Genomic DNA, 26,529 nt, shown 5'->3' on the forward strand with positions numbered 1-26,529 from the left:
GCTCCCCACCCCCGCCGGGAGCCGTCCCCACCTGCGCCGAGGCCGGAATTCTGGGGGCCTTGGCCGGCGTGATGGGCAGCCTGATGGCGATGGAGGTCATGCGGGAAATCGTGGGCTTCGGCGAGAGCCTCGTAGGGAGGCTCCTCATGGTCGATGCACGGGGGATGCGATTCGACACGGTTCGATATGGGTGGGACGAGGGGAACCCACTCAACGGCAGAAAGGCCTCGGGCACAGCCTAAGCCGCGCCCGAGACATAACCTTTATCCGCGCAGCACCGCGCCGGTCTTCTTCGACACTTCCGCGATGATCTTGGCCGTCACGGCCTCGATCTCCACGTCGGTGAGCGTCTTTTCCGTCGGCTGGAGCGTGACGGCGATGGCCACGGACTTCTTGTCCGGGTCGATGCCAGTGCCCTCGTAGACGTCGAACACATCGACGCCCACGATCAGCGCGCGCTCCGCTCCTTGGGCCGCCTTCACGATGTCGCCCGCCGCCACATCGCGGCCGACCACGAAGGCGAAGTCGCGGGTGAGCGGCTGGAAATCGGGCAGCGAGAGCTTCGGCTTCATCTTGGTGGGCTTCGCCTTGGGCGGCGGAAGCGCATCGAGATTGAGTTCGAAGGCAACGAGCGGCCCCTTCAGGTCGAGCGCCTTCAGGATCTTCGGGTGAACCTCACCGAACGCGCCGACGATATTCTTCGGGCCGAATTGCAGCGTGCCCGAACGGCCAGGATGGAACCAGGCCGGACCGCCCGCGACGATCTGAAGACCGCCTGCGGGAATACCAAGAGCAGCCAGCAGCGCCAGAACGTCGGCCTTGGCGTCGAACGCATCGACGCTTTCCGCTCCGCCATTCCAGTGGCGGCCGACGCCCTCGGCGCGCGCCGTACCGCGACGCACGGAGGCGGCCTTGATCGACTGGCCTTCCGGCTCGTCGGACGCGAAGGTCTGGCCGACTTCGAAGAGCGCAACATCACCGAAACCCCGATCCGCGTTGCGCTGGGCTGCCTTCAACAGACCCGGCAGAAGCGATGGGCGCATGTCGGAGAGTTCCGCCGCAATCGGGTTGGCGAGCGCAAGACGCGCATCGCCGCCACCGAACAGCTCCGCTTCGTCTTTCGAAATGAAGGACCAGGTGACGGCTTCCACCAAACCGCGCATGGCGAGAGAGCGGCGCGCGACGCGCGTGCGCTTCTGGATCAGCGTGAGGATCGGTTTTGCGACCGTCGCTTCGAGACGCGGCAGCGGCTGCGGCTCGATGCGGTCGACACCGGCGATGCGGATGACCTCTTCCACGAGATCGGCCTTGCCTTCGATGTCGGGACGCCAGGACGGCGGCACGACGTTCACGCGCTCGCCCGAGCCCTGAACCTTGAAGCCGAGCTTCTTCAGAATCTCTTCGGATTCAGCAGGTTTCACATCGAGGCCCGACAGGCGCGGCACTTCCGAATACGGGAACTCGATCACACGCGTCGTATCCGGCACCTTGCCCGCCACGACAGCCTCGCTCGGCTCACCGCCGCAGAAATCGATCACCATCTTCGTCGCGAGATCCAGGCCCGGCACCGTGAAGGCCGGATCGATGCCGCGCTCGAAGCGATAGCGCGCATCGGTAATGATGCCGTGCTTGCGGCCCGTCTGCGCGATGTTGAGCGGATCCCACAAAGCGGATTCGATCAGCACATCCGTCGTGCCTTCGTCCGAACCGGAATGCTCGCCGCCCATAATGCCGGCAATCGACTCGACGCCGTTCTCATCGGCGATCACCACCGTTCCCGCATCGAGCTTGTAGGTGCGGCCATCGAGCGCCAGCACTTCCTCGCCATCCTTCGCGCGGCGGACGGTGAGATTGCCCTTCACCTTCTTGGCGTCGAACACGTGCAGCGGACGACCACGGTCGAAGGTGATGTAGTTGGTGATGTCGACGAGCGCGTTGATCGGGCGAAGACCGATGGAGAGCAGACGGCGCTGCATCCATTCCGGCGAGGGGCCGTTCTTCACGCCGCGCACGAGACGCAGCGCGAAGGTCGGGCAGAGCTTCGCGTCATCGCCCGAGAAATCGAGCGTCACGGAAACCGGGCACGCGCCCTTGCCTTGAATGGCAGGAACGTCGCCACCTTTGAGCGTGCCGAGACCGGCTGCGGCGAGATCGCGCGCGATGCCGAAGATCGACGTGCAATCGGGACGGTTCGGCGTGAGGTTGATCTCGATCACCGGATCGTCGAGGCCTGCATAAGCAGCGTAGGCAACGCCAATAGGCGCATCAGCGGGAAGCTCAATGATGCCGTCGTGATCGTCGGAGATTTCAAGCTCAGCCGCCGAGCACAGCATGCCCGCGCTCTCCACGCCGCGAATGGTGCCGACACCGAGCGTGATGTTCTTGCCGGGCACGTAGGTGCCGGGAGGCGCGAACACGCTCTTCATGCCGGTGCGTGCATTAGGTGCGCCACAGACGACCTGGATCGGCGAGCCACTGCCGGTATCGACCATGCACACGCGCAGGCGATCCGCGTTCGGATGCTGCTCGGCGGAGATCACATAGGCGTTGATGTAAGCGCCAAGCGTCTTCGCCTTGTCCTCGACGCCTTCGACCTCGAGGCCGATGCGCGTGAGCGTTTCAACGATCTCATCGAGAGATGCATTGGTCTCAAGATGATCCTTGAGCCAGGAGAGAGTGAATTTCATTGGTGCTCTCCTTTACGAAGTCAGGCCGCTGACGAGGGACGGAATGTCGAGCGGGCGGAAGCCGTAATGGTTCAGCCAGCGTACATCGGCCTCGAAGAACGGACGCAGATCCGGCATGCCGTATTTCAGCATGGCGATGCGGTCGATGCCCATGCCCCAGGCGAAGCCCTGGTACTCGTCGGGATCGAGTCCGCAATTGCGCAGCACGTTCGGATGCACCATTCCGCAGCCGAGAATTTCGAGCCAGTCGGTGCCTTCGCCGAAGCGGATTTCGCCGCCCTTACGCGAGCACTGAATGTCCACTTCAGCCGACGGTTCGGTGAAGGGGAAGAACGACGGGCGGAAGCGCATCTTCACCTGATCGACTTCGAAGAACGCCTTGCAGAACTCTTCGAGAATCCACTTCATGTGCGCGATGTTGGCCTGCTTGTCGATGACGAGGCCTTCCACCTGGTGGAACATCGGCGTGTGCGTCTGGTCCGAGTCGTGGCGATAGGTACGGCCCGGAATGATCACGCGGATCGGCGGCTTTTGCGACTTCATCGTGCGGATCTGCACCGGCGAGGTGTGCGTGCGCAGCACCTTGCGCTCGCCCTTCTCGTCGGGGGCGAGGAAGAACGTGTCGTGCATCTCGCGCGCCGGATGTCCGACGGGGAAGTTCAGAGCCGTGAAGTTGAGATAATCCGTCTCGATATCCGGACCCTCGGCCACGGAGAAGCCCATATCGGCGAAAATCGCCGTCAGTTCCTCGATCACCTGGCTGATGGGGTGGATGCGCCCGCGCGCTTCCGGCGCTTCCTGCGGGAGCAGCGTCACGTCGATGCGCTCGGCGGCAAGGCGCGCTCCGAGAGCGGCCTCGGCGAGCGTTTCCTTCTTCACCGTGAGGGCGCTCTGAACCTTGTCGCGCAGGCCGTTGATGAGGGGCCCGCGTTCCTTGCGCTCCTCCGGCGTCATCGCGCCGAGGGTCTTCAAGAGTTCGGAGACGGAGCCCTTCTTGCCGAGCGCGGACAGGCGCACAGCTTCGAGAGCCGCTTCGTCGCCGGCGGCTTCGACCTGAGAAAGCAGGTCAGTTTCGAGTTGATTGAGATCGGTCATCGGTCCCTAGCCAGATGCTAAGCGCTTTCAGGGGCGCAGCGCGGGAACCGTGAAGATAGCCGAGCCGCGTGGTCGCAACCGACAGCGTTTCAGCCGTCAGCGCGGATGGTCTCGGAAAAGGCGGGTAAAGGCGGTGCGGCTGAACGAGCCAGCCGCACCGAAAGCTAGTCTATCCGACTTAGGCGGCCTGCTGAGGCAGGGCAGCCTTGGCAGCTTCCACGTAAGCAGCGAAAGCCGCCGGCTCGTGGATGGCCATTTCGGACAGGACCTTGCGATCGACCTCGATCCCAGCCTTGCCGAGACCGTCGATAAATCGGGAATAGGTCATGTCATGCAGGCGGACGGCAGCGTTGAGACGCTGGATCCAAAGAGCGCGGAAGGTGCGCTTCTTGTTGCGACGATCGCGCGTCGCATACTGCATGCTCTTCTCGACCGCCTGCTTGGCGATGCGGATGGTGTTCTTGCGGCGGCCGTAGAAGCCTTTGGCTGCCTTAAAAACCTTCTTGTGCTTGGCGTGGGCGGTAACGCCCCGTTTGACGCGTGCCATGGGAAAACTCCTTCAAAATCCGGGATGGTGGGGAAGACCGCCTTAGCCGTTGGGCAGGAAGTACTTCTTCACGTTGTAGGCGTCGCCCTCGAACATGGTCGTGGTGCCGCGCAGGTTGCGGATCTGCTTCTTGGTCCGCTTGATCATCCCGTGGCGCTTGCCGGCCTGGGCGTAAACGACCTTGCCGGTGCCAGTGATCTTGAAGCGCTTCTTAGCGCCCGATTTCGTCTTCAGCTTGGGCATTTTGCTCTCCTTTGGTCAGGCCTCGAGAGCGGGAAACCCGCCCTTTCAGCCCATATTGCTACTGTGAGCAACACAAACCGCCACGGCAGCCCTAACAGCCGGGCGGTTCGATGAAGGGCGGCTTATGGCAGAAGCCGCCTTAAAAAGCAATGGCCGCCGGGATGCCGGCGGCCATGAATTTCACTTGGTGGCAGAGTCCCTTAGCGAGGGGCCAGCACCATGACGACCTGGCGGCCCTCGAAGTTCGGCTCCATCTCGACCTTGGCGATATCGCCAACATCGGCCTTGACCCGGTCGAGAACCTTCAGGCCGAGGGATTGGTGCGCCATTTCGCGGCCACGGAAGCGCAGGGTGATCTTCACCTTGTTGCCTTCCTCGAAGAAGCTCTTCATGGCCTTCATCTTCACGTCGTAATCGTGATCGTCGATGCCCGGGCGCAGCTTGATTTCCTTGACCTCGACGGTCTTCTGCTTCTTGCGCGCCTCAGCGGCCTTCTTCTGTTCCAGGAAGCGGAATTTGCCGTAATCGAGGATCTTGCAGACCGGAGGGGTCGCGTTCGGCGAGATTTCCACCAGGTCGAGGCCAGCGTCCTCGGCGAGGCGCATGGCATCGAAGAAGGGCATTACGCCCTTGTTCTGTCCGGTATCATCGATCAGCTGAACTTCGCGGACGCCGCGAATGTCTCGGTTTGCGCGCGGTCCGTCCTTTTGCGGCACCGGCATAGGTCTCATTGGTCGGCGAATGGCTCGTATCTCCTGTTTAAGGGCTCAGTCGAGGCGGGAGACTTTCCAGAAGCCTCTGCAGCATGCTCAACCTTGCCGAGAATAATTCGACATTTCGCGCAAAATGGCGCGAAGTCAACTCGTTCTGTGGGCTGACCAGCTATCCAGAAGGGCAGAATACACATTGAGCGTGCTCGAAATCATGCGGTCGAGCGAGAACTGGCGCTCCACGTGGGCTCTCGCCCGGGTGCTCAAGGCGATTCTGGCACTGGCGCCGAGGCTCAGGGCGGCTCCTACAGCTTCGGCCAGGGCCTCGGCATCGCCCGCGGGCACGCGCCAGCCCGTCCGCTCCTGTTGCGGCACGGTCGGCGGGGCCAGAACCGTCTCGGGCACGGCACCGAGATCGGACACCACCACCGGTGTTCCCATGGCCTGGGCCTCCACCGCCGAGCGGCCGAAGGCCTCCGGCTCCGTCGAGGGCACCGTGACGACTGCCGCTGCCAGGAAGGCGGCAGGCATGTCGATGCAATGGCCGACCCGGCGCACGACGCCTTTCAGGCCCTTGGCCTCGATCAGGCTGTCGAGCTCCTTCACATAGGAATCCCGGCCCTGCGGATCGCCTGCCAGGATATAGGCGACGTCGGCCATGCCGGCATCCCGGAGCTTGGCCGCGGCCTCGATCAGCACTTTCTGGCCCTTCCAGCCCGTCAGGCGAGCGGCAAGCAGCACCACGCGCTCGTGGGGCGCCACGCCCCAGGCCTTGCGCAGAGCCTCGATTCGCTCGGGCGCCACGGCGGCGGGCGCGAATTTGAGGAAATCCGTGCCCCGGTAGATCACTCCGATCCGGTCTGCGGATTGGGGATAATGAGAGCGGATCAGATTGGCGGTGTATTGCGAGTTGGCGATGACCACGTCGCCCCGAGCCATGACCGAGTTGTAGAGAACCTTCACCGAGGAGCGGCCGGAATAGCTGCCGTGATAGGTGGTCACGAAGGGAATGTTGAGGCTGCGGGCCGCGCCCATGGCCACCCAGGCCGGAGCCCGGGAGCGGGCATGGATCAAGGACACCCTCTCCTTGTGGCAGATCCTGGCGAGCCTGCGCACGTTGAGAAACATGGAAACCGGGTTCTTCGTGGCCGCCGGAAAGGGAATCCAGATGCCGCCTTTGGCCTGGAGCTCGCCCACGAGCCGCCCGCCCTCGGTGGCGACCAGAGCCCGCGCACCCGCGTTCACCAGCCCCTCGGCGATGTCGACCGCGGTACGCTCCGCCCCTCCGGCCTCAAGCTCCGGAATGATCTGCAGGATGGTCCGGCCTGCGAGCGGATGAGAATGGGATGACGGGAAAGATGCTCCTCCGCCGGGTCGCGCTGAAAAACTCACCGATGTAAGAGCCTTCTCAAAAGGAAGATGACAGAATCGCTTAAACCCTTGCTTCAAAGCAGTTGAGGACAGGTTAACCATGCAGCAAAGCGTCACACTCGGCTCAGGAGCGGACGAGCGCCGGATCGCCGTGATCCACCGGGAGGGCAAGGGCCCGCCTGTGGTGTGGATCGGCGGATTCAAATCCGACATGCGAGCCACCAAGGCCACCGCCATCGATTCCTGGGCCGAGGCTCACGGCCGCGCCTTCCTCCGCTTCGACTACAGCGGACACGGCGAATCGGGTGGCGATTTCGAACAGGGCACCATCTCTCGCTGGCTGGAAGAGGCCCTTGCCGTCATGGAGCACTTCCTGAAGGAGCGGCCCATTCTGGTCGGCTCCTCCATGGGCGGCTGGATCTCGCTTCTCGCCGCGCGGCACCTGATGGACAAGCATCCTGCCCTCGCCCCAGTCGGCATCGTGCTCATCGCACCAGCCACCGACATGACGGAAAGGCTGATGTGGGCGCGCTTTCCGGAAGACCTCCGGCGGACGGTGGAAGAGACCGGGGTCTATTACCGCCCGTCCGCCTATTCGGAGGATCCCTACCCGATCACCAAGAAGCTTATCGAGGATGGACGCCGGCATCTCCTCCTCGGAAAGCCGATCCAGACCGGCTGCCCGGTCCACATCCTTCAGGGCATGGAAGACCCGGACGTGCCGTGGAACCACGCGCTCGAACTGGTGGAGCACCTGCCGGGAGACAGCGTGTCGCTCACCCTCATCAAGGACGGCGATCATCGTCTTTCACGGGACGAGGATCTGGAGCGGCTGATCGGGGCGATTGCAGCCATTGCCTGAATTTTACCTGAAGCAGCGAAAGAAAAAAGCCAGGCGAACTGGAACTGTTCGCCTGGCCTCAAGAGCAGCGGTGATTGTCAGGCTGAAGCCTGTTTAGCCGGTGCTGATCGCCTGGATGGCATGCTGATAAACGCCACCCAAGCTATTCATAAGGCAACAACCTGAAGCCTTTATATCAGCAGAAAATCGCTCGACATGAGTGAGAGTGGTAGAGTGTCGGTCGTGATTTTTGCGAAAATCGTGGCTCCGAATTCCCTGCCAGAACCGTCCGGATCATAAGCAAGTTCTCCCGTTGCGCGGTTATAGATCAGCCTGTGATCGGCTGTCACCGACCCAGGGCTATTGCAAATCTGGCTCTCAAGAACATGTCCCGAGCTATCGGCCTTCAAGAACTTGAAGGCCGAACCGGACAGGTGAAACATGTCTTCGTTCTGGATGAACTCGACCATGTCATAGGATAGCACATTATCGTCGGATGGATCGATCTCGAAGACATAGACATCTGCCCCTTCGCCACCGTCGAGGGTATTCATGTACATGCCGCCGCAGAGAGTGTCATTACCCCTGCCGCCCATAAGGATATCGGATCCTTCGCCGCCGAAGAAGATATTGTCGGAATCGCCTCCAAAAAACCTGTCTCTGCCATCTCCGCCGAAGACCTTGATCCCCGAAGTCATGGCAGTCTCGGTCTCCCGATAAATATCGTTCCCATCCCCAAGATCCACATCATACTTGATATCGCTTCCCGACGTTCGCGTCGAAATGATCCGACCTTCGTTGGTAAATGTCTCGTCGCCGGAGCCGAACTTGATCGCTCCTTTGATCACGCCGCGGTTCGCGACAAACCCTTCAGACGGTAGCCCTTCATCTTCAGGCACTGGCGGCTTGGCAGTGTTAGGCTGATAGATCGCATACTGGTTATCGCCGGCATCGATCAGCCCGGTGTTCGTGATGAAGATCTCTTTGGCGTGACTCTTGAACAGGATGACAGCGAGATCCTTCGTCGAAGACGAGAGACCGAGGTAGCCCTCATTGCTCACGATCACCGCGTTGCCAGCGATCTCAATGGCGCTCTTGGCTCCGACCGCAGAAGCTCCCTCCTTGATCGTGATCTCATTATTGTCGCCCCACATATCGATGGCTGTCGATTTTAGGCTTTCGGCACTCCCAAAAAGAGAAATCTCGTTGAAGATGCCATCCACGGCGATGGCGCTATCGCTCTTCGACGTTACAGATCCGACTTCGACGATATTGTAATTCTTCTCGATGATGAGCGCATCGCCCGTATCGCTCGAGAGCGTCCCCCGAAGATTGACGCCATTATGGCTTCCGTTGATCCGGACAGCTGTTTCCAAGCCGGAGATGCTTCCTCTTTCTCCATTCGCCAGGCGGCCTCCATCGCCCTCGAAGTACAAGCCGATTTGGCCGCGGATCTTGCCCGTGTTCTCGAACACTCCCTCATACCCCTTCATCCAGACGCCCGTGGCTTTGACGGCGATGTTGCCATCGTTGCGCACGCGGTTTCCGAGGCCATCTGCTACGACGCCCCTCCCTGCGGTAGTGATTGGGCCCTCGATAGTGGGAACAGGCTCTTCGGGGATCTCGATGGTATCTCCGGACGAGATTTCACCATGCGCGCCGATCACTAGATCGTTCCCGTCGCCGGCAATGACGATGACATCGCTGTTGGCCGACGAGATCTTGCCGTCGAGGTTCAGAATATTGCGGTGGCCTAGGATGCCGAGCGCCGTCTTGTCACCATGAAGGGACGATCCCTCCGCGCTCGTCACGACGGCATCGCTGCCTTCCAGAAGAAGGCCGACATGGCCTTTGATCGATCCCAGGTTCTCGACCCGCGCCTCGTCGCCCTTGATCCACACGCCGATGCCCGAAGCGGCAATCGCGCCCTCGTTCCGAAGCCTGCTTTCCACGCCTTCCATCACGATGGCCGAGACCGGGCCGGCAGCTTCGTCATCGAAGCCCGGTTCTTCGTCCGAGGTGCCATCCGCAACCCCGGCCGAGACGGTTCCGAGCGAGCCGATCACGACTTCATTGATATTGCCCGTGACGACGATGGCGTCGCCTGCCTCGCTGAAGATACCGCCTTTGAGATTGAGCTTGTTCTGATGACCCGTGGCCTGGATCGCGGTTTCGTCCGCGCGAATGTACGAGTTGGTCACGCTGCCGATCACGGCAGCGCTGCCTTCAAGCGCGATGCCGATCCTGCTGTCGATCAGACCGGCATGCTCCAATTCAGCAAACGTGCCCTTCAGCAGAATGGCCGTGCCGTCGGATGTGATATGGGTGCTCCGCAAGAAGTTGTCGTCACCCTCCATCACGATGGCAGGCGCGTCGGCATTGCCTCCGAAGACCTGGGTGAACGGCGAGAGCAGCACCTCGTTGCTGTTACCCCTAACGACAATCGCCGAGCCAGCACCGCTCTGGATGTTGCCGTACATCGACGTGAAGGAATTGTCGTAGCCGACAATGCGGACGGCATTGCTCGCGCCCGACATGTCGCCGATATTCGAAAGGGTCGCGTTACTGCCGATGACCTCGAGCGCCACATCGGAACCGATGATCTTGCCGGTGCCGAAGAAATTTGCCTGGTCGCCATGGATCCTGACGGCTCCGCGAGTAACATCGGCGCCGTTCTGGATGTTGGCCCTGTTGCCAGCGACCAAGATTGCATCGGACGAGGCTGTGATCCGAGAACTACCGATGCTTTTGAATACGACATCGTCGCCCATGAAGCGCACGCCCGTATGGCCGGTGATCGATCCGTAATTCTCGATCAGCGTCCCATCGCCATCGGCCAGAATGCCGGTATTGCCTTCGATCGTTCCGTTGTTCTTGATGACGGCCAGATCGCCCTCGGCCAGAATGCCGGTATTGCCTTCGATACCCCAGTTGTTGATGACACGGTTTGACTGCCCCTTCATCCAGACAGCCTTGTCAACCGCCGAGATCGTTCCGCTGTTCGCCACGGAGTTCGAATCGCCCGTGACGTTCAAAGCGATCCCACTCGAGACATTGCTGGATGTGCCAACCGTAATCCTGTTGGAGCTGCCCACAATAAAAGCCGCTTCGGTGGCGGCATTGATCTCGCCCAGGAACTCGAGATGATTGCCCACGCCCGCCATGGAGACGGCGCGATCGGCCGCATCGATCTTCCACAGGGACAGATAGTTGTTGAGCCCATCGACAATGAAAGCCGTGCCGCCGGTCGATTCCGACTCATGCGAGTGGACCCGGTTGTTGCTGCCGTTAAGGCTCACAAGCGTCCTTGTGCCGCTGATCTTGCCGAGGAATTGCTCGAAATGACCGTAATCGCCTACAATATCGACAGCAATTCCCCTGCTGACGATGTCGCCGGTGTTGTGAACATTGAACTCGTTGCCGTGGATCAGGATCGCCGTGTCGCGAGACTCGATGTTGCCGGTGGAAATGAACGAATTCTGATTGCCCTTGAGCTCGATGCCACGCTTGGCGATGATCGCGCCGTTCAGCGACAGATAGTTGCCGTCGCCAGAGACCGACACGCCCTTGTTGCCGGCGATCACCTTGTGGAGATGCACCTCGTTGTTGCTGCCGTTGAGCAGAAGGCCGTCGCCGACGCCATCCGTGTCGGCCGATCCGTCGCGGCTGTCCCAATCCGTGATCAGGCGGCCTCTCTCTCCAAAATCGGCCTTGTTGTTTGAGCCCGTCAGCTTCATGGCGACCTCGTCGCCGTGAATGAGCCCTCTTAACCCAAGATCGCCCTGGCTGACGACCGAGCCATTGTCACCGGATAGGTCCAGCCCGATGCCGTCTATGCCGGAGATCAGGCGCTCGTTGGTGACGGTAAAGCTGTTGCCGTCGATGGACAGGCCGTTGCCGTTCTTGCCGAGGATGTCGCCCCTGTTGGTGACCGTGTTGCCGGATCCCTTCAGAACGATGCCATTATCGCCTTCCACGCTCGCATTGACGATGATGTGATTGTTTTTAGTGATCGTGCGCGGGTTTGACATGATGCCGGCATCGACGCCCGCCAGGCCACGCAGGAAGACATTGACGGTCACGACATTGTTGCTGCCGAGGGTCACAAAAGGCCCAAAGTAGGAATTGAAAAAATGGATCTCGTCGCCGGCATATTTGTAATTGAAGGTCAGCGTGTCTCCGCTACGCAGCGTGTAAAGCGACGTTGCATCCTTGTGCGGTTTAAGCGGATCTGCCTCGTAAATGTAGTTCTCTGCCATTTTGATGCTCCCTAGCCAGAAGGTCGCATCGTTAGGAGGTTACAATGATATTGGTACTCTCCAGAACGAGAGGAGTGCCTGTCTTGTGCGCGAGCACATTCCACACATCCTTCACCTGAAGAGGCATTGACTGCGTTCTTTCAATCTCCGGTCGCGCCTTGCCCGTAGGTAAGATACGCTGGCATCCGCAGGCAGCAACTCGCAGATCAAGCTGTCGTATGGCGTTGACGATGCAGCGCGGCACACATTCTTGCAGCGCCAGTTTTTGAGCGATGGCGGCTCGTCACCGCATGTCGAGGCAAGCAGCAACAAGTTGGCTGCTTTTCAACAAGTGGATTTTAAGAAGACGTTGCAGCGAAGCAGGACCAAACGCTTGCACTTGGTCTCTCCGGGAGACCAACTGATCACTCTCTGTGTGAGAGCGCGCTGTATCAGGAACCAGGCACGGGCAGTCGAGCGCTGCGGCGAGGCGGAGCGCTCGACGAATTGCAAAGAAGAGCCTTAATGCAGGCTCACCGTCGTCAGGTCATGCGCCCAGGCATTGGCGACAGCCGTTTCATGGCTGTCGGTCAGCATGATGGGCTCGCCGCTGGCGGAAAGAAGGGCGTAGAGGTTCATTCCGGGCTGCAGCTTGGGAGCCTGCGGAAAGAGCCGCGCGACATCGTCGGAACGCAGCGGTTTCACATAGGCCATCTCGCCGAGGCCGAGGGTCGCCAGCTCGGCTACATCCAGAGGCCCGCCGGCATGAGTGTTGGTATTATGGTTCATGGCCATCTCCTTGACGCGAATGCTGCCGTCAAACCTTGTCCGTGGCGATGATGTTGATCTTGCGGATGATCCGCTCCGGCTCGGGCCGGATCAGGTCGATCGACAACAGGCCATTGGACAGGTCGGCGCCCTGAACCTCCATGCCGTCGACGAGGAGGAAAGCGCGCTGGAACTGACGGGCGGCAATGCCGCGATGAAGGAAGTGCCTGGTCTTGTCGTCGGACTGACGCCCCCGGATGACGAGTTGGTTCTCTTCCAGGGTCACCTCAAGCTGATCCTGGGTAAATCCAGCGACAGCAAGCGTGATGCGTAGACGCTCGGGAGCGTGCTCGGTACGGGGCAAGCGCTCGATATTGTAGGGCGGATAACCGTCTCCTCCTGCTTTCGCGACCCGGTCGAGCGCCTGCTCGATCTCGTCGAAGCCTAACAGAAACGGATGCCCAAAGGGCGACTGACGCGACATGTTCGAAGCCCAAGGTTAGAGGCACTTCGGTTGAATGTGGGCCCTCTCATGAGGCACCCACGCAGCCTTGTTACAAAGCCGCTTCCCGCAATATGGATATGGTTCCTGAGCGGATCAAGCCCCCTGCCGGGCCGCTCCGGCAGGGATGCCGATCAGAGTAAACGGGCCGGTTCTCAGGCCTGACCGCGCCACCAGGCGACCTGCTCCGCCACACGAACCGGCGAGGTGCCGCCGAAGCTCGTGCGGGAACGGACGGAATTCTCAACGCCCAGCACGTCGAAGATACCCTTGTGGATCTTGGGCTCGACGCCCTGCATGACCTCCAGCGGCAATTCTTCAAGAGTGCAGCCGCGCTTCTCCGCCTCGGAGACGATGCGGCCCGTCACATGGTGGGCATCGCGGAAGGGAATGCCGAGGTCGCGCACGAGCCAATCCGCGAGATCGGTGGCTGTCGAGAAGCCGGCTCCGGCCACTGCCGCCATGCGCTCCGGCACGGGCTCCAGATCCTCGATCATGCCGGTCATGGCGGCGAGCACGATCTCGATGCTGTCGGCGGCGTCGAAGACCTGCTCCTTGTCCTCCTGCATATCCTTGGAATAGGTGAGCGGCAGGCCCTTCATCATGGCGAGCACGGCCATGAGCGAGCCGAAGATGCGGCCCGACTTGCCACGCACCAGCTCCGCCGCGTCAGGGTTGCGCTTCTGCGGCATCATGCTGGAGCCGGTGGTCCAACGGTCGGGGAGCTTCACGAAGCCGAAGGGCGCAGACATCCAGATGATGATTTCTTCCGCGAGCCGAGACAGGTGCACGGCGCAGATTGAGGCCGCCGACATGAACTCCAGCAGGCTGTCGCGATCCGACACAGAATCGAGCGAGTTGCGCGTTGGGCCGTCGAAGCCCAGGGCCTTCGCGGTCATATGCCGGTCGATGGGGAAGGACGTGCCGGCAAGCGCTCCCGCGCCGAGCGGGCATTCGTTGAGGCGCTTGCGGGAATCGCGGATGCGGCTGCGGTCGCGGCCGAACATTTCCACATACGCCATCAGATGGTGCCCGAAGGTCACCGGCTGCGCGCTCTGAAGATGCGTGAAGCCGGGCATCACGGTCGCCACGTTCTTTTCCGCCTTCGCGAGCAGCGCCTTGATGAGATTGGTCAGCTGTTCGTCGGTGCGGTCATGGGCATCGCGCATCCAGAGACGGATGTCGACGGCAACCTGATCATTGCGGCTTCGGGCTGTGTGGAGGCGCGCCGCGGGATCGCCAACGATCTCACGGAGCCTGCTCTCCACATTCATGTGAATGTCTTCGAGGGCCTTGGAATAGGTGAAGTTTCCTGTCTCGATTTCCCCTAGGACACGCTGCAAGCCCTGATGGATCGCATCCCGGTCGCTCTCCGCGATGATGCCCTGCTTGGCGAGCATCGCGCTGTGGGCGATGGAGCCCTGGATGTCCTGGGCATAGAGGCGCTTGTCGAAGTCGATGGAGGCATTGATCGCTTCCATGAGCGCGCTCGGCGAGGACGAGAACCGCCCGCCCCACATGGTGTTGGCACCGGACTTCTTGGCTTCTTCGGACACTGTGTTTCACCCGGATTGAAAGGTCAGCAAGCCTTTGCCACAGGTCCATTCCCAAGGCAAAGCGCAGCAGGGTTGCACCTGCATTAATCACATTGTCGAATGTTTGCCAGTTTAAAACCAGTTGCTAGACTCGACAGAGCCAGTGTGATTTGCATTCATACGGTTGGCTTAAACAAGGCGCATCCAGCGCCACAAGGGAACTGGCCTATGAAGACACTACCGAAACTTCTCCTATCGGCAGCCATGGTTGCCACGATGGCGACCTCTTTTTCCGCCGTTCAGGCCGCAACGCCGCCGGACACGCTCGTCCAGGCCTGGCAGATGGACGACATCATCTCCCTCGATCCCGCCGAAATTTTCGAGATGAGCGCGTCCGAGATCAACGGCAACACCTATGAGCGCCTGGTAGCCTACGACATCAAGGACGTTTCGAAGATCTACGGTCAGGCCGCCGAGTCCTGGACGGTTTCGCCGGACGGCAAGACCTATACCTTCAAGCTGAAGCCGAACCGCAAGTTCGCCTCCGGCAACCCGATCACCGCCGAGGACGTGGTCTACTCGCTGCAGCGCGCCGTCATTCTCGACAAGTCGCCCGCCTTCATCCTGGGCCAGTTCGGCCTCGACAAGAACAACGCCAAGGACAAGATCAAGCAGACCGGCCCGCTCGAACTGACGTTCGAAGTCGACAAGGCCTATGCCCCGACGCTCGTTCTCTACGCTCTCGGCAACTCGGTCGCCTCCATCGTCGACAAGAAGCTGGTCTCGCAGAACGAGAAGGACGGCGATTACGGTTATAACTGGCTGAAGACCAAGTATGCCGGTTCGGGCCCGTACATCATGCGCGACTGGAAGGCGAACGAGGTTCTCGTTCTCGAGCGCAACCCGAACTACGAGAAGAAGACCCCTCTCGCCCGCGTGATCTATCGCCACATCAAGGAAACCGCGAACCAGCGTCTTCTGCTCGAGAAGGGCGATATCGACGTGGCCCGCAACCTGAATCCGGAAGAGATCACCGCCGTCTCGAAGAATGCGGACATCCAGGTTCAGAGCGCTCCGAAGGGCACGGTCTACTATCTCGGCCTGAACCAGAAGAACCCGAACCTGGGCAAGCCCGAAGTCCGTCAGGCTCTGAAGTACCTCGTGGATTATCAGGCGATCGCCGACACGATCATGAAGTACAAGGGCGACGTTCACCAGAACTTCCTGCCCAAGGGCTTCCTCGGCGCCGAGACCAACAACCCCTACAAGCTCGATGTCGCCAAGGCGAAGGAACTGCTTGCCAAGGCCGGCCTGAAGGACGGCTTCTCGGTGACCATGGACACCCGCTCCACGCCTGAAATCATGGGCGTCGCACAGGCCATGCAGAGCACCTTCGCGCAGGCCGGCGTGAAGCTCGAAATCCTGCCGATGGACTCCAAGCAGGCCCTGACCAAGTACCGCGCCCGCCAGCACGATATCTATATCGGCAACTGGGGCTCGGATTATCAGGACCCGAACTCCAACGCGGACACTTTCGCTGCCAACGACGACAACTCGGACGGCGCTAAGGCAAAGCCGCTCGCATGGCGCAATGCCTGGGATCCGGGCCCGCTGACCGCCAAGACCCGCGCTGCCGTGATGGAGCGTGACGGCGAGAAGCGCGCGCAGATGTACAAGGAGCTGCAGAAGTCGGTTCTCGACGACGGCCCGTTCGTGATCTTCCTGCAGCAGACGGAAGTCGCGGCCGTGCGCAAGAACGTGGGCAACTTCGTCCTCGGTCCGTCCTTCAGCGACAACGACATCTCGCAGGCAAAGAAGAACTAACCCTGCAATGGCATCATCGATCGCGAACGGAAGCGGAGGGCACGAAGCCCTCCGCTTCTACCTTACAAAGACCGCTCAATTCATCCTCGTGCTGGCGACGACCCTGCTTGGGCTTGTTGCCGTCACCTTCTTCATCGGCCGCGTGGTTCCCATCGATCCGGTGCTCGCCATTGTCGGCGACAGGGCTCCGCCGCAGGTTTATGCCCGCGTGCGTCAGGAGCTCGGCCTCGACCTGCCGCTCATTCAGCAATTCTGGCTCTACCTGAAGAAAGCCGTCGTCGGCGATTTCGGCAATTCGGTTCTCACCACCAACCCGGTGATGACGGACATCAGGAACGCCTTCCCGGCAACCTTCGAGCTGGCGACCCTGGGCACGCTCATCGGCACGCTCATCGGCATCCCGCTCGGCGTTCTCGCCGCGGTGAAGCGCGGCAGCCTGCTCGATCAGGTCGTTCGTTTCATCGGCCTTGCCGGCTATTCCATTCCGATCTTCTGGCTCGGCCTCATGAGCCTGCTGCTGTTCTACGCCAAGCTCGGCTGGGTTCCGGGGCCCGGGCGCATCGATGTGGCCTACGCGTATCTCTACACGCCGGTCACGAATATCGTGCTGCTCGACACGGCCATGCAGGGCCAGTGGGATGCGTTCTGGGATGCGGCCTCGCACATCATCCTGCCCGCGTGCCTGCTTGGCTATTTCTCTCTCGCCTATATCAGCCGCATGACCCGCTCCTTCATGCTCAACGAGCTGGCGCAGGAATACGTGATCGCGGCGCGCGTGAAAGGCCTGTCGGAAATGCGCGTGATCTGGAAGCATGCGCTGCGCAATGCCGCCGTGCCTCTGGTGACCGTGATCGCCCTGTCCTATGCGAACCTTCTCGAAGGCTCCGTGCTGACCGAGACCGTGTTCGCATGGCCGGGCCTCGGCCAGTACATCACTAATTCCCTGCAGAACGCGGACATGAATGCGGTGCTGGGTGGAACGCTGGTGATCGGCACGGTCTTCGTGCTGCTCAACCTCGTGTCCGACCTGCTCTATCGTCTGCTCGATCCGAGGACCCGCTGATGGCTGGCTCCCCCGCACTCTCCCAACATACCGGCCTTCGGGCGTGGCTTCTCTCGCCCGAACCCGGCTCCCGCTGGCAGGCGCGGCTTGGCCGCGTCTATCTCGGCTGGCGCTCCTTCACCAAAAATCCGCTCGCCGTTCTCGGCCTCGGAATCGTTCTGGCGCTCATTCTCGTAGCGATCTTTGCCGATTTCATCGCGCCCTATTCGCCCATCGCAGGCGGCGATCTGCGCACGCAGCGTCTTCTGCCGCCGAGCGAGACCTATTGGCTCGGCACGGACGATCAGGCGCGGGACATCTTCTCACGCATCGTCTACGGCTCGCGCATCACGCTCTTCGTGGTCGTGCTGGTGTCGATCATCGCGACCCCCATCGGGCTTCTGGTCGGCACCATCTCCGGCTATCTCGGCGGCTGGGTGGATACGGTGCTCATGCGCATCACTGACATCTTCCTCGCCTTTCCGCGCCTCGTGCTCGCTCTCGCCTTCGTGGCGGCTTTGGGCCCGGGCATCGAGAATGCCGTCATCGCCATCGCGATTACCTCGTGGCCTCCCTATGCACGCATCGCCCGCGCCGAAACGCTGATGATCCGCAACAGCGATTTCATCGCAGCCGTGAAGCTGCAGGGCGCCTCGACGCCGCGCATCATCTTCGGCCATGTGGTGCCGCTCTGCCTCTCCTCCGTCATCGTACGCGTGACGCTCGACATGGCGGGCATTATCCTCACCGCAGCAGGCCTCGGCTTCCTCGGCCTCGGCGCGCAGCCGCCGTCGCCCGAATGGGGCGCCATGGTGGCGACGGGGCGCAACTACCTCATCGATCAATGGTGGGTCGCCGCCATGCCCGGCATCGCCATCTTCGTGGTGAGCCTTGGCTTCAACCTGCTGGGTGACGGCCTGCGTGACGTTCTCGATCCGAAGGCAGCCAAATGACCAAGCCGCTTCTCGAAGTCGAAGACCTCCGCGTCCGCTTTCACCTGCGCACGGGCACCGTCGAGGCGGTGCGCGGCGTGTCCTTCCAGCTCGGCCGCGAGCGGCTCGGCATCGTCGGCGAATCCGGTTCGGGCAAGTCGCAGACGGGCCGCGCCATCCTCGGCCTCACGCCGCCTCCCGGCGAGGTGACGGCCAAGCACTTGGCCTTCGACGGCATCGACCTGCAGACCGCCTCCAAGCGCACGCTGCGCCAATTGCGCGGCGGACGCATCAGCATGGTGATGCAGGACCCGAAGTACTCGCTGAATCCGGTCATGACCATCGGCGAGCAGATCATCGAGGCCTATCAGGCGCACAAGAAGGCCAGCCGCGCGGAAGCGCGCGACAAGGCCCTCGCCATGCTCGAAGCCGTGAAGATGCGCGATCCGCAGCGCGTGTTCTCGCTCTATCCGCACGAGGTTTCGGGCGGCATGGGCCAGCGTGCGATGATCGCCATGATGCTTGTGACCGATCCCGACATGCTCATCGCCGACGAGCCGACCTCGGCCCTCGACGTGACGGTGTCGATGGAAGTGCTGCGCATTCTCGACGAGCTCGTCTCTGAGCGCGGCATGAGCCTCATTTTCATCTCGCACGACCTGAAGCTCGTCTCCTCCTTCTGCGACCGCGTGCTCGTGATGTATGCGGGCCGCGTGGTGGAGGAGCTGGAGGCGAGGAACCTGCGCGAGGCGAAGCATCCCTACACGCAGGGTCTCATGCGGTGCCTGCCGACGCTGAAAGACGACGTGCGCCCACTTCCCACCCTGAACCGCGATCCTTCCTGGGCGCTTTAGATCATGATCGATATTCAGAATCTCAGTGTCGTCTACGGCATGGGCCGTCTCAGGGTCGACGCCGTCAAGAATGTGAGCTTCACCGTGAAGCAGGGTGAGGCTTACGGCCTCGTCGGCGAATCCGGCTCGGGCAAGTCGACGGTGCTACGCGCCATCTGCGGCCTCGCGCCGATCAGCGGGGGGCATGTGTTCCTGGACGGCAAGGAAGTCACCACGCCGCGTAGCAAAGACTTCTACCGCACGGCGCAGATGGTCTTCCAGGATCCCTACGCCTCGCTGCATCCGCGCCACACAGTGGACCGCACGCTCTCCGAGCCGCTCGCGATCCATGGCGTGAAGGATGCGGAATCGCGCATCCTTCAGGCGCTGAAGGAAGTGGGCCTCGGCCCCTCCTTCCGCTTCCGCTATCCGCACCAGCTTTCGGGCGGCCAGCGCCAGCGCATCGCCATTGCCCGCGCACTGATCCTGCGTCCGAAAGTGTTGCTGCTCGATGAGCCGACCTCGGCGCTCGACGCTTCCGTGCAGGCGGAAATCCTGAACCTGCTGGACGATCTGCGCCGCGAGATGGGGCTGACCTATATTCTGGTGAGCCACGATCTTGCCGTGGTGGCGCATCTCTGCGAGCGCCTGCTCGTCATGCGTCATGGCGAGGCGGTGGAGGAAACGCCGTCGGAGGCCCTGCGCTCCGGACGGGCGATGAACGAGTATACTCAATCCCTGATTCAAGCGAGCCAGGGCTTTACCCGCAATTCTTCTCCAGCGGCGGCTTAAGGCTGCCGCTAACATTCCTGCTCTATCGAATTGGCTGAACAATCATGTCGCACTCTTCTCCAATGCCTGTTTTCGACGGTCACAATGACGTTCTCCTGCGCCTCATGCGCGGCAAGATCCAACCGGAAAAGGCCTTTCTCGAAGGCGACAATATCGGCCACCTCGATTGGCCGCGCATGAAGCAGGGCGGCATGTTCGGCGGTTTCTTCGCCGTCTACGTGCCCTCGGAAGAAATGGGCGTCGACGTCGATTCCCTCATGGCCCGCGCGGAGTACGACGTGCCGCTGCCGCCCGTGCTGGATATTGCTCCGAGCCAGAGGGTGACGGTGCACATGTCCTCGCTCCTCATCCGCATCGAGCGCGCCTCGAACGGTGAGGTGAAGATCTGCCGCTCGGCCTCCGACATCCGTCACTGCCTGGACAACGGCAAGCTCGCCGCGATCCTCCACATCGAAGGCGCTGAGGGCATCGACCCCGATTTTCACATGCTGGACGTTCTCTATGAGAGCGGCCTACGCTCCATCGGCCCGGTCTGGAGCCGCCCCAACATCTTCGGACACGGCGTGCCCTTCCGCTATCCCTCGACGCCGGATACGGGCCCCGGCCTCACGGAACTCGGGTTTGAGCTGGTGAAGGCGTGCAACCGTCTCAAGATCATGATCGATCTCTCGCACCTGAACGAGAAGGGCTTCTGGGACGTCGCCAAGCTTACGGATTCGCCCCTCGTCGCGACCCATTCGAACGCCTATGAGGTGTGCCCGCATTCGCGGAACCTGACGGACAAGCAGCTCGCCGCCATTCGCGAGAGCCGCGGCATGGTGGGCGTGAACTTCGCCACCTCCTTCATCCGCCCCGACGGCATGCGCAGTGACGACACGTCATTGGAGGATATGCTCCGCCACATGGATCACCTCATCGAGCATGTAGGCGTGGACGGCGTAGGCTTCGGCTCCGATTTCGACGGCGCCACCATCCCCGCCGAGATCGGCGACGCGCGCGGCCTGCCCCGCCTCGTAGATGCCATGCGCAAGCACGGCTATGACGAAGCGACCCTGCGCAAGCTGTGCTACGAGAACTGGATCGACGTTCTGGAGCGCACCTGGGGGCGGTGAGGATTTAGGTGGTGTATGAGCAATGTAACCTCGCTCCTGAGCCACCACCCTCTGGTTGGCCGCTGGCGCTCTGAAGAGGATGATGGGCGCTCAGAATACATCGTCTCCGCAGCCCCTAGCGGGTTGAGCGTAAAAGGCTGCGACTTCATTGACGGTGAAGAGTTTCTGATCTCGGACGTCAAATGGACCGAGAGCAGTGTCGAGTTCAAAACGCATATGCCCTCGACAGGGCGTAAAGGGCATATCGTTTTGACATATGTACAGTCGCTTCAAACCGTCACGATGACTTACACGTTTACGGATACGTGCGTGGCCTATAAGGCCGACGAGCGCTAAACTCTCACTCAGATTTTCCGCGCTCGTTATCGCTCCGCCTTCGACGTCAGCGCGAAGACACTCGCGATCCCGCCCACACCCAGCATCAGCAGCAGGCTCACCGCATTGATGGCCGGTGACGCGCCTTCGCGCATCTGACCGTACATGGTGATCGGCAGCGGCGAATCGGAGCCTACGAGCATCAAGGTCGTGTTGAAATTCTCGAACGACATCAGCAGCGCCACGAGACCCGCGCCGATGAGCGCGGGGCTCAGGAACGGCAGCGTGACCGTGCGCAGCACGCGGATGCGGCTGGCACCGAGATCGAAGGCTGCTTCTTCCAGCGACCGGTCGAACTTGCGCAGGCGCGCGGCAATGATGAGCGTGGAGATCGTGAGAATGAACGAGAGCTGGCCCAGCACCACGAGCGGCAGGCCGGGGCGCAGAAAATCGAGATCGGTCTGAAGCCACTCTTCCAAGCCGTTCGCCACGCGAGAGAAGAAGGCGAGGACCGAGATGCCGAGCACCACGCCGGGAATGACGAGGGGCCAAAGCATCATCATCGACAGGAACGTCTTGCCGGGAAACTCGGCACGCTCCAGCACCCACGCATTCACCGTGCCGATGAGCACGGCGAGCAGCGCCACCGGGATCGCCACCTTGAAGCTGTTGGCGATGGTGTCGAGCCAGATCGCGTCTACCAGCACGCCGGGTTTGGCCCCAGCCGTGCCCGCGCCGATGAACCATTCCAGCGTGAAGCCGCGCCACGGCGGCGACGGAAACGGGCTTGCGTTGAAAGCGAAGATCGCCACGACGAGGAGCGGCGCGAACAGGAAGATGTAGAACGCCGCGATGTAGAGCTTCCAAGAGAGAGACGGACGGTTCATGGCATCATGCCTGCTTCAAGGTGGTGCCGAGGCTCTGGCCGGTGAGGCGAAGCCCTGCCCAGACGATGGCGGAGGACAGCAGGAGAAGGAGCATGCCGAAGGCAGCCCCCTGCGGCCAGTTGAAGCGCGTGATGAACTGCGCGTAGATCTGCTCCGTGAACCAGAGGCCGTTCTTACCGCCGAGCAACACCGGCGTCGCGAAGTTACCGACGGTGAGCATGAACACGATGATCGAGCCTGCGACGATGCCGGGCATCGCATGGGGAATGACGATGCGGCGCAGAACCGTCCAGCGGCTGCCGCCAAGATCGTATCCGGCCTCGACGACCGAAGGCTCCAGGCTCTCCAGTGCGTTGGCGAGCGGAACGATCATGAAGAGCAGACCGCCATAGACGAGGCCGAGAATCACCGCTCCGTCATTGTAGAGTAATTCCACCGGCTGATCTGCGAGGCCGATGGCGCGGAGCGCATAGGAGATGATGCCGGTCTCGCGCAGCAGGATCATCCAGCCGAGCGTGCGCACGAGCTCAGACACCCAGAACGGCAAGAGGCAGAGCAGCAGCAGCATCGCCTTCAGGCGGCCTTGCGCCACGCGGGCGATGTAGAGCGCGATGGGAAAGGCGAGCACGAGGGTGAGCGCGGTTACGATGATCGACATGATCGCCGTGCGCGCGAAGGTGCGCCAATAAAGCGGCTCGGTGAAGAATTCGAGGTAGTTGCCGAAGCCGAAGGCATAGACGCGCGGCGCCACTCGCTCGCTGAAGGAGAGAACGAGGATCTCCACATGCGGCAACACGATGAGAAGGCCCAGCCACAAAACGGCCGGAGCCAGGAGCAGAAAGAGCGTGAGGCTCTGGGCCGGTTTCTTGCTCATGCGGCAAACACCTTCATGGCATCCGCCGTCCAGCCCACATGGATCGGTGCGCCAACCTGGATGCCGGCAAGCGGACCGGCCTGGGGCAGCACCGCGCGGACAGGCTGATCGAACCCGGAAGCGTCGATCAGCAGGCTTGAATTGGCACCATCGAACAGAACCGCCGAGACGCGGCCCTCGAAGCGGTTGGGCAAGCTGCTCAGGGCGGAAGAATCCTGCGCCAATGCAACGGCCTCGGGGCGCACAAAAGCAAGCGAGGCTTTGTCCGCGACCCTGCCCTGCCCCTGCACCACCGTGCCGGAGGGCAGACGCACGGAAACCGCGCCATTGGAAGCAGAAGCCGCTTCGCCCTGCCACTTGTTCGTCTCGCCGACGAAGCTCGCAACGAACGGCGTTGCGGGATTGTGATAGAGCTCGCGGGGGCTTCCCACCTGCTCGAATTTGCCCTGGTTCATCACCGCGATCCGGTCGGACATCACCAGCGCTTCCGACTGGTCATGCGTGATATAGGCGAAGGTCGTGTTGAACGTGCCCTGCAGCTGCTTCAGCTCGATCTTCATGTGCTCGCGCAGCTTGAGATCGAGCGCGCCGAGCGGTTCATCGAGAAGCACGAGCGTCGGCTCGAGCACGAGACAGCGCGCGATCGCGACGCGCTGGCGCTGACCGCCGGAGAGCGCCGTCACGCGGCGTTCGCCGAAGCCTTTGAGCCCCACGCGCTCCAGCATGCGGTTGGCGCGCTCCTCAGCCTCCGCACGCGAGACGCCACGGCAGGTGAGTCCATAGGCGACGTTCTCGCCCACGCTCATCATCGGGAAGAGCGCGAGGCTTTGGAAAACCATGTTCACGGGGCGCTTGTTGGCGGGAACCCCGATCATCGATTGACCGCGAATGCGGATGTCGCCGGATGTCGGATGCTCGAAACCCGCGATCATGCGCATGAGCGTGGTCTTGCCGCAGCCGGAGGGGCCGAGGATGGAAAAGAACTCGCCGGGAGCGACGCTGAAGCTCACATCGTTGACGGCCGCATGAGAGCCGAAACGCTTGATGACGTTGACGAGATCGAGATCGGAAGAATGTGCCATGGACGTGCGCCAGAAAAGGTCATCCCCCGGGCAAGCCGGGGGATGATATTGAATCGAAGTGGAGAGTTACGAGCCGGCCTTCAGGCGGTCGAGAACCTTGCCCTCGATCTCTTCGAGGCCAGCCGGCACGGCCGGATACCACTTGATGTTGTCGATGGCGGCTTTCGGGAAGCTCTCAGCGAACTGATCCTTCAGCTTGCCCTGCATGAGCTTGTCGGCGCCGTTGGAAGCCGTGAAATTGCCGGCGGCAGCGGCCACCTTCGCGGCGATCTCAGGACGCATGTTGAAATTGATCCACTTGTAGGCGGCGTCGTCATTGCGGCCCTTGGCGGGGATGGCGAAGGTGTCGACCCAGCCCAGCGCGCCCGACTTCGGTGCGATGAACTTCACGTCGGCGTTTTCCGCATTGAGCTTCCAGCCGCCCGTATCCCACGCCATCGCGGCGGCGATTTCACCGGAACGCACGGCGTTAAGCAGCTGGTCCGAGCCTTCCCAGAAGAACTTCACGTTCTTCTTGCACTCGGCGAGCTTGGCGCCGACCTTGTCCATCAGCGCGGCATAAGCCTTCGCGTCACCGTAAGCGGCGAAGGGGTCCATGCCGTTGGCGAAAGCGAACGCGATCAGCGCGGGGCGCTTGGCGCGGAAGCTGGTCTTGCCGGCGAGCGACGGATCGCAGAGATCGTTGTAATCGGCGACCTTGGGGGCAGTCTTCGTGTTCACGACGAGACCGTCCGTGCCCCAGATGTGGGGAACGCCGTAGACCTTGCCGTCGACGGTGGTGTTCTTCTTGGTCGCTTCCAGCATGGAGCCGATGAAGAGATCTGACTTGAGCTTGGAGAGATCGAGGGGCTTGTAGATGCCGAATTCCGTCTGCGGGCCGGCGATGCGGTCCTGGCTCGGCTGAACGATGTCGAAGCCCGCGCCTTGGGTGGCACGCAGCTTGGAGATCATCTCCTCGTTGTTGGAGGTCGTGACCTCCACATCGATGCCGGTTTCCTTCTTGAATTGCTCGATCACGTCTGCCGGTGCGTAACCCGACCAGGTCAGGAGCCGCAGCTTCTCGGCGGCCTGGGCCGAACCGGCGATCATCAGAGCGGCGAAAGCCGTAGCCAGCTTCATGCCAGCGCGTTTGGTCAACATTTTCATCCTCCATGTGGACGGGCTATTACCCTGTTCCCCAGTTGCAAAGTTATATGACAGTGCAACGACACGCTAGAGGGGTGTAGAGCCGGCTCACAAAGCCCTTCCGAGATGACAGGGCCATGCCCCATGGTTATGGATAAGCTCTGCCTTCTGGAGACTTTCCGCCATGCGCACCTTCTATCCCGAAATCGAACCCTACGATCATGGCATGCTCGATGTCGGCGATGGGCACAGGGTCTATTGGGAGCTGTGCGGCAATCCCAACGGCAAGCCCGTGGTATTCCTTCATGGCGGTCCCGGCGGCGGCTGCACGCCAGCGCAGAGACGGCTTTTCGATCCGAAGAAGTACAAGATCCTGCTCTTCGATCAGCGCGGCTGCGGGCGCTCCACGCCCTACGCCAGCCTGGATAACAACACCACCTGGCACCTCGTGGCCGATATGGAGCGCTTGCGCGCAATGATCGGTGTGGACAAGTGGATGGTGTTCGGCGGCTCTTGGGGCTCGACCCTTGCTCTCGCCTACGCGGAAAAACACCCGGAGCGCGTGACCGAGTTGATCGTGCGGGGTATCTTCACCCTGCGCCGCGCGGAACTGCTCTGGTATTATCAGGAGGGCGCATCCTGGCTCTTCCCGGACAAGTGGGAACGCTACCTTGCTCCGATCCCACCGGAGGAACGCGGCGACATGATGGCTGCCTACCGCAAGCGCCTGACGCATCCCGATCCCGCTATTCAGGCACAGGCCGCACAAGCCTGGAGCCTCTGGGAAGGTGAGACGATCACGCTTCTCCATAATCAGGGATTCAGCGACCAGTTCGGCGATCCCCATTATGCGATCGCATTCGCGCGCATCGAGAACCATTACTTCGTCCATGACGGATGGTTCGAAGAGGGGCAGCTGATCCGCGATGCCTATAAGCTGAAGGGCATTCCCGGCGTGATCATCCAAGGACGTTACGACGTCGCCACGCCGCCGAAAACCGCCTGGGACCTGCACAAAGCCTGGCCCGAGGCGCAATTCATCATGGTGCCGGATGCAGGCCATGCGGTGACAGAACCCGGTATCCTGCACCATCTCATCGAGGCGACGGATTCTTTCGCGAACCAGTAAGCCTCATCCCGGATCGGCGCTGCGCTTCGTCCGGGATGATGTTGA

At 61.6% G+C, this 26,529-nt stretch carries 24 protein-coding genes; 10 read left to right on the plus strand and 14 right to left on the minus strand.

Annotation, left to right across the window (positions count from 1 at the left end):
- The coding region (locus MHY87_RS10225; protein ID WP_370644886.1) for a ThiF family adenylyltransferase at nucleotides 1–242 on the plus strand (242 nt) is incomplete at its 5' end.
- A 21-nt stretch (nucleotides 243–263) separates the two neighbouring features.
- Here the strand turns inward: MHY87_RS10225 and pheT are convergent.
- The 6 genes from pheT to MHY87_RS10255 all read right to left on the minus strand — a co-directional run bounded on the left by pheT (nucleotide 264) and on the right by MHY87_RS10255 (nucleotide 6,674).
- The gene (gene pheT / locus MHY87_RS10230) at nucleotides 264–2,687 is read right to left on the minus strand and encodes a phenylalanine--tRNA ligase subunit beta (RefSeq protein WP_239351530.1); all 2,424 of its coding nucleotides are present in this window, start codon (nucleotides 2,685–2,687) and stop codon (nucleotides 264–266) included.
- Between the two features lie 12 nt (nucleotides 2,688–2,699).
- Nucleotides 2,700–3,782, minus strand: a complete 1,083-nt coding sequence (pheS, locus tag MHY87_RS10235; protein ID WP_239351532.1) for a phenylalanine--tRNA ligase subunit alpha — start codon at nucleotides 3,780–3,782, stop codon at nucleotides 2,700–2,702.
- A 178-nt stretch (nucleotides 3,783–3,960) separates the two neighbouring features.
- A complete protein-coding gene (rplT, locus tag MHY87_RS10240) occupies nucleotides 3,961–4,329 on the minus strand; it encodes a 50S ribosomal protein L20 (protein WP_239351534.1) in 369 nt (122 codons plus the stop codon).
- A gap of 42 nt (nucleotides 4,330–4,371) precedes the next feature.
- Nucleotides 4,372–4,572: a 50S ribosomal protein L35 gene (gene rpmI / locus MHY87_RS10245; protein ID WP_109598789.1), complete on the minus strand. Its 201-nt coding sequence runs from the start codon at nucleotides 4,570–4,572 to the stop codon at nucleotides 4,372–4,374.
- 200 nt (nucleotides 4,573–4,772) lie between these two features.
- On the minus strand, nucleotides 4,773–5,294 hold the full coding sequence (gene infC, locus MHY87_RS10250) for a translation initiation factor IF-3 (RefSeq protein ID WP_239351536.1): 522 nt from the start codon (nucleotides 5,292–5,294) through the stop codon (nucleotides 4,773–4,775).
- A gap of 135 nt (nucleotides 5,295–5,429) precedes the next feature.
- Nucleotides 5,430–6,674 carry a glycosyltransferase family 4 protein gene (locus MHY87_RS10255; RefSeq protein WP_239351538.1) on the minus strand — a complete coding sequence of 415 codons (1,245 nt, stop codon included), beginning with the start codon at nucleotides 6,672–6,674 and terminating at the stop codon, nucleotides 5,430–5,432.
- Between the two features lie 79 nt (nucleotides 6,675–6,753).
- Between MHY87_RS10255 and MHY87_RS10260 the strand changes: the two genes are divergently transcribed.
- Nucleotides 6,754–7,515 (plus strand): carboxylesterase, encoded by a 762-nt coding sequence (locus tag MHY87_RS10260; protein WP_239351540.1) that lies wholly within the window; start codon nucleotides 6,754–6,756, stop codon nucleotides 7,513–7,515.
- Nucleotides 7,516–7,685: 170 nt separating this feature from the next.
- Here MHY87_RS10260 and MHY87_RS10265 read toward each other — a convergent pair whose 3' ends face one another.
- The 4 genes from MHY87_RS10265 to argH form a co-directional block, all read right to left on the minus strand.
- On the minus strand, nucleotides 7,686–11,753 hold the full coding sequence (locus tag MHY87_RS10265) for a hypothetical protein (RefSeq protein WP_239351542.1): 4,068 nt from the start codon (nucleotides 11,751–11,753) through the stop codon (nucleotides 7,686–7,688).
- A gap of 501 nt (nucleotides 11,754–12,254) precedes the next feature.
- On the minus strand, nucleotides 12,255–12,521 hold the full coding sequence (locus MHY87_RS10270; protein WP_239351544.1) for a DUF1150 domain-containing protein: 267 nt from the start codon (nucleotides 12,519–12,521) through the stop codon (nucleotides 12,255–12,257).
- Nucleotides 12,522–12,549: 28 nt separating this feature from the next.
- Nucleotides 12,550–12,984, minus strand: coding sequence for an Hsp20 family protein (locus MHY87_RS10275; RefSeq protein WP_239351546.1), 435 nt, complete (start codon nucleotides 12,982–12,984; stop codon nucleotides 12,550–12,552).
- A gap of 173 nt (nucleotides 12,985–13,157) precedes the next feature.
- On the minus strand, nucleotides 13,158–14,558 hold the full coding sequence (gene argH, locus MHY87_RS10280; protein WP_370644887.1) for an argininosuccinate lyase: 1,401 nt from the start codon (nucleotides 14,556–14,558) through the stop codon (nucleotides 13,158–13,160).
- 207 nt (nucleotides 14,559–14,765) lie between these two features.
- Here argH and MHY87_RS10285 point away from each other — a divergent pair, with 207 nt between their 5' ends.
- Genes MHY87_RS10285 through MHY87_RS10315 form a run of 7 tightly spaced genes read left to right on the plus strand, consistent with a single transcriptional unit; the run spans nucleotide 14,766 to nucleotide 21,408 of the window.
- Nucleotides 14,766–16,361: an ABC transporter substrate-binding protein gene (locus MHY87_RS10285; RefSeq protein WP_370644888.1), complete on the plus strand. Its 1,596-nt coding sequence runs from the start codon at nucleotides 14,766–14,768 to the stop codon at nucleotides 16,359–16,361.
- A 7-nt stretch (nucleotides 16,362–16,368) separates the two neighbouring features.
- Nucleotides 16,369–17,424: an ABC transporter permease gene (locus MHY87_RS10290; RefSeq protein WP_239351550.1), complete on the plus strand. Its 1,056-nt coding sequence runs from the start codon at nucleotides 16,369–16,371 to the stop codon at nucleotides 17,422–17,424.
- The gene (nikC, locus tag MHY87_RS10295; protein ID WP_239351552.1) at nucleotides 17,424–18,356 is read left to right on the plus strand and encodes a nickel transporter permease; all 933 of its coding nucleotides are present in this window, start codon (nucleotides 17,424–17,426) and stop codon (nucleotides 18,354–18,356) included. Before MHY87_RS10290 ends, nikC begins: the two co-directional genes overlap by 1 nt.
- Nucleotides 18,353–19,189 (plus strand): ABC transporter ATP-binding protein, encoded by an 837-nt coding sequence (locus tag MHY87_RS10300; protein WP_239351554.1) that lies wholly within the window; start codon nucleotides 18,353–18,355, stop codon nucleotides 19,187–19,189. The genes nikC and MHY87_RS10300 overlap by 4 nt, the downstream gene beginning before the upstream one ends.
- Before the next feature lie 3 nt (nucleotides 19,190–19,192).
- On the plus strand, nucleotides 19,193–19,960 hold the full coding sequence (locus tag MHY87_RS10305) for an ABC transporter ATP-binding protein (RefSeq protein ID WP_239351556.1): 768 nt from the start codon (nucleotides 19,193–19,195) through the stop codon (nucleotides 19,958–19,960).
- Nucleotides 19,961–20,004: 44 nt separating this feature from the next.
- Nucleotides 20,005–21,072 carry a dipeptidase gene (locus MHY87_RS10310; RefSeq protein ID WP_239351558.1) on the plus strand — a complete coding sequence of 356 codons (1,068 nt, stop codon included), beginning with the start codon at nucleotides 20,005–20,007 and terminating at the stop codon, nucleotides 21,070–21,072.
- 15 nt (nucleotides 21,073–21,087) lie between these two features.
- Entirely contained in the window at nucleotides 21,088–21,408 is a 321-nt protein-coding gene (locus MHY87_RS10315) for a hypothetical protein (RefSeq protein ID WP_239351560.1), read from the plus strand.
- A 26-nt stretch (nucleotides 21,409–21,434) separates the two neighbouring features.
- Here the strand turns inward: MHY87_RS10315 and MHY87_RS10320 are convergent, their stop codons facing one another.
- The 4 genes from MHY87_RS10320 to MHY87_RS10335 form a co-directional block, all read right to left on the minus strand.
- Entirely contained in the window at nucleotides 21,435–22,274 is an 840-nt protein-coding gene (locus MHY87_RS10320) for an ABC transporter permease (protein WP_239351562.1), read from the minus strand.
- 4 nt (nucleotides 22,275–22,278) lie between these two features.
- The gene (locus tag MHY87_RS10325) at nucleotides 22,279–23,148 is read right to left on the minus strand and encodes an ABC transporter permease (protein WP_239351563.1); all 870 of its coding nucleotides are present in this window, start codon (nucleotides 23,146–23,148) and stop codon (nucleotides 22,279–22,281) included.
- A complete protein-coding gene (locus MHY87_RS10330) occupies nucleotides 23,145–24,230 on the minus strand; it encodes an ABC transporter ATP-binding protein (protein ID WP_239351564.1) in 1,086 nt (361 codons plus the stop codon). The genes MHY87_RS10325 and MHY87_RS10330 overlap by 4 nt, the downstream gene beginning before the upstream one ends.
- A 66-nt stretch (nucleotides 24,231–24,296) precedes the next feature.
- The gene (locus MHY87_RS10335) at nucleotides 24,297–25,370 is read right to left on the minus strand and encodes an extracellular solute-binding protein (protein ID WP_239351565.1); all 1,074 of its coding nucleotides are present in this window, start codon (nucleotides 25,368–25,370) and stop codon (nucleotides 24,297–24,299) included.
- Between the two features lie 169 nt (nucleotides 25,371–25,539).
- Here MHY87_RS10335 and pip point away from each other — a divergent pair, with 169 nt between their 5' ends.
- Nucleotides 25,540–26,484: a prolyl aminopeptidase gene (gene pip / locus MHY87_RS10340; RefSeq protein ID WP_239351566.1), complete on the plus strand. Its 945-nt coding sequence runs from the start codon at nucleotides 25,540–25,542 to the stop codon at nucleotides 26,482–26,484.
- The last annotated feature ends 45 nt before the right edge of the window (nucleotides 26,485–26,529 follow it).

It is taken from the genome of Microvirga sp. ACRRW (assembly GCF_022346925.1).
Classification (GTDB): domain Bacteria; phylum Pseudomonadota; class Alphaproteobacteria; order Rhizobiales; family Beijerinckiaceae; genus Microvirga.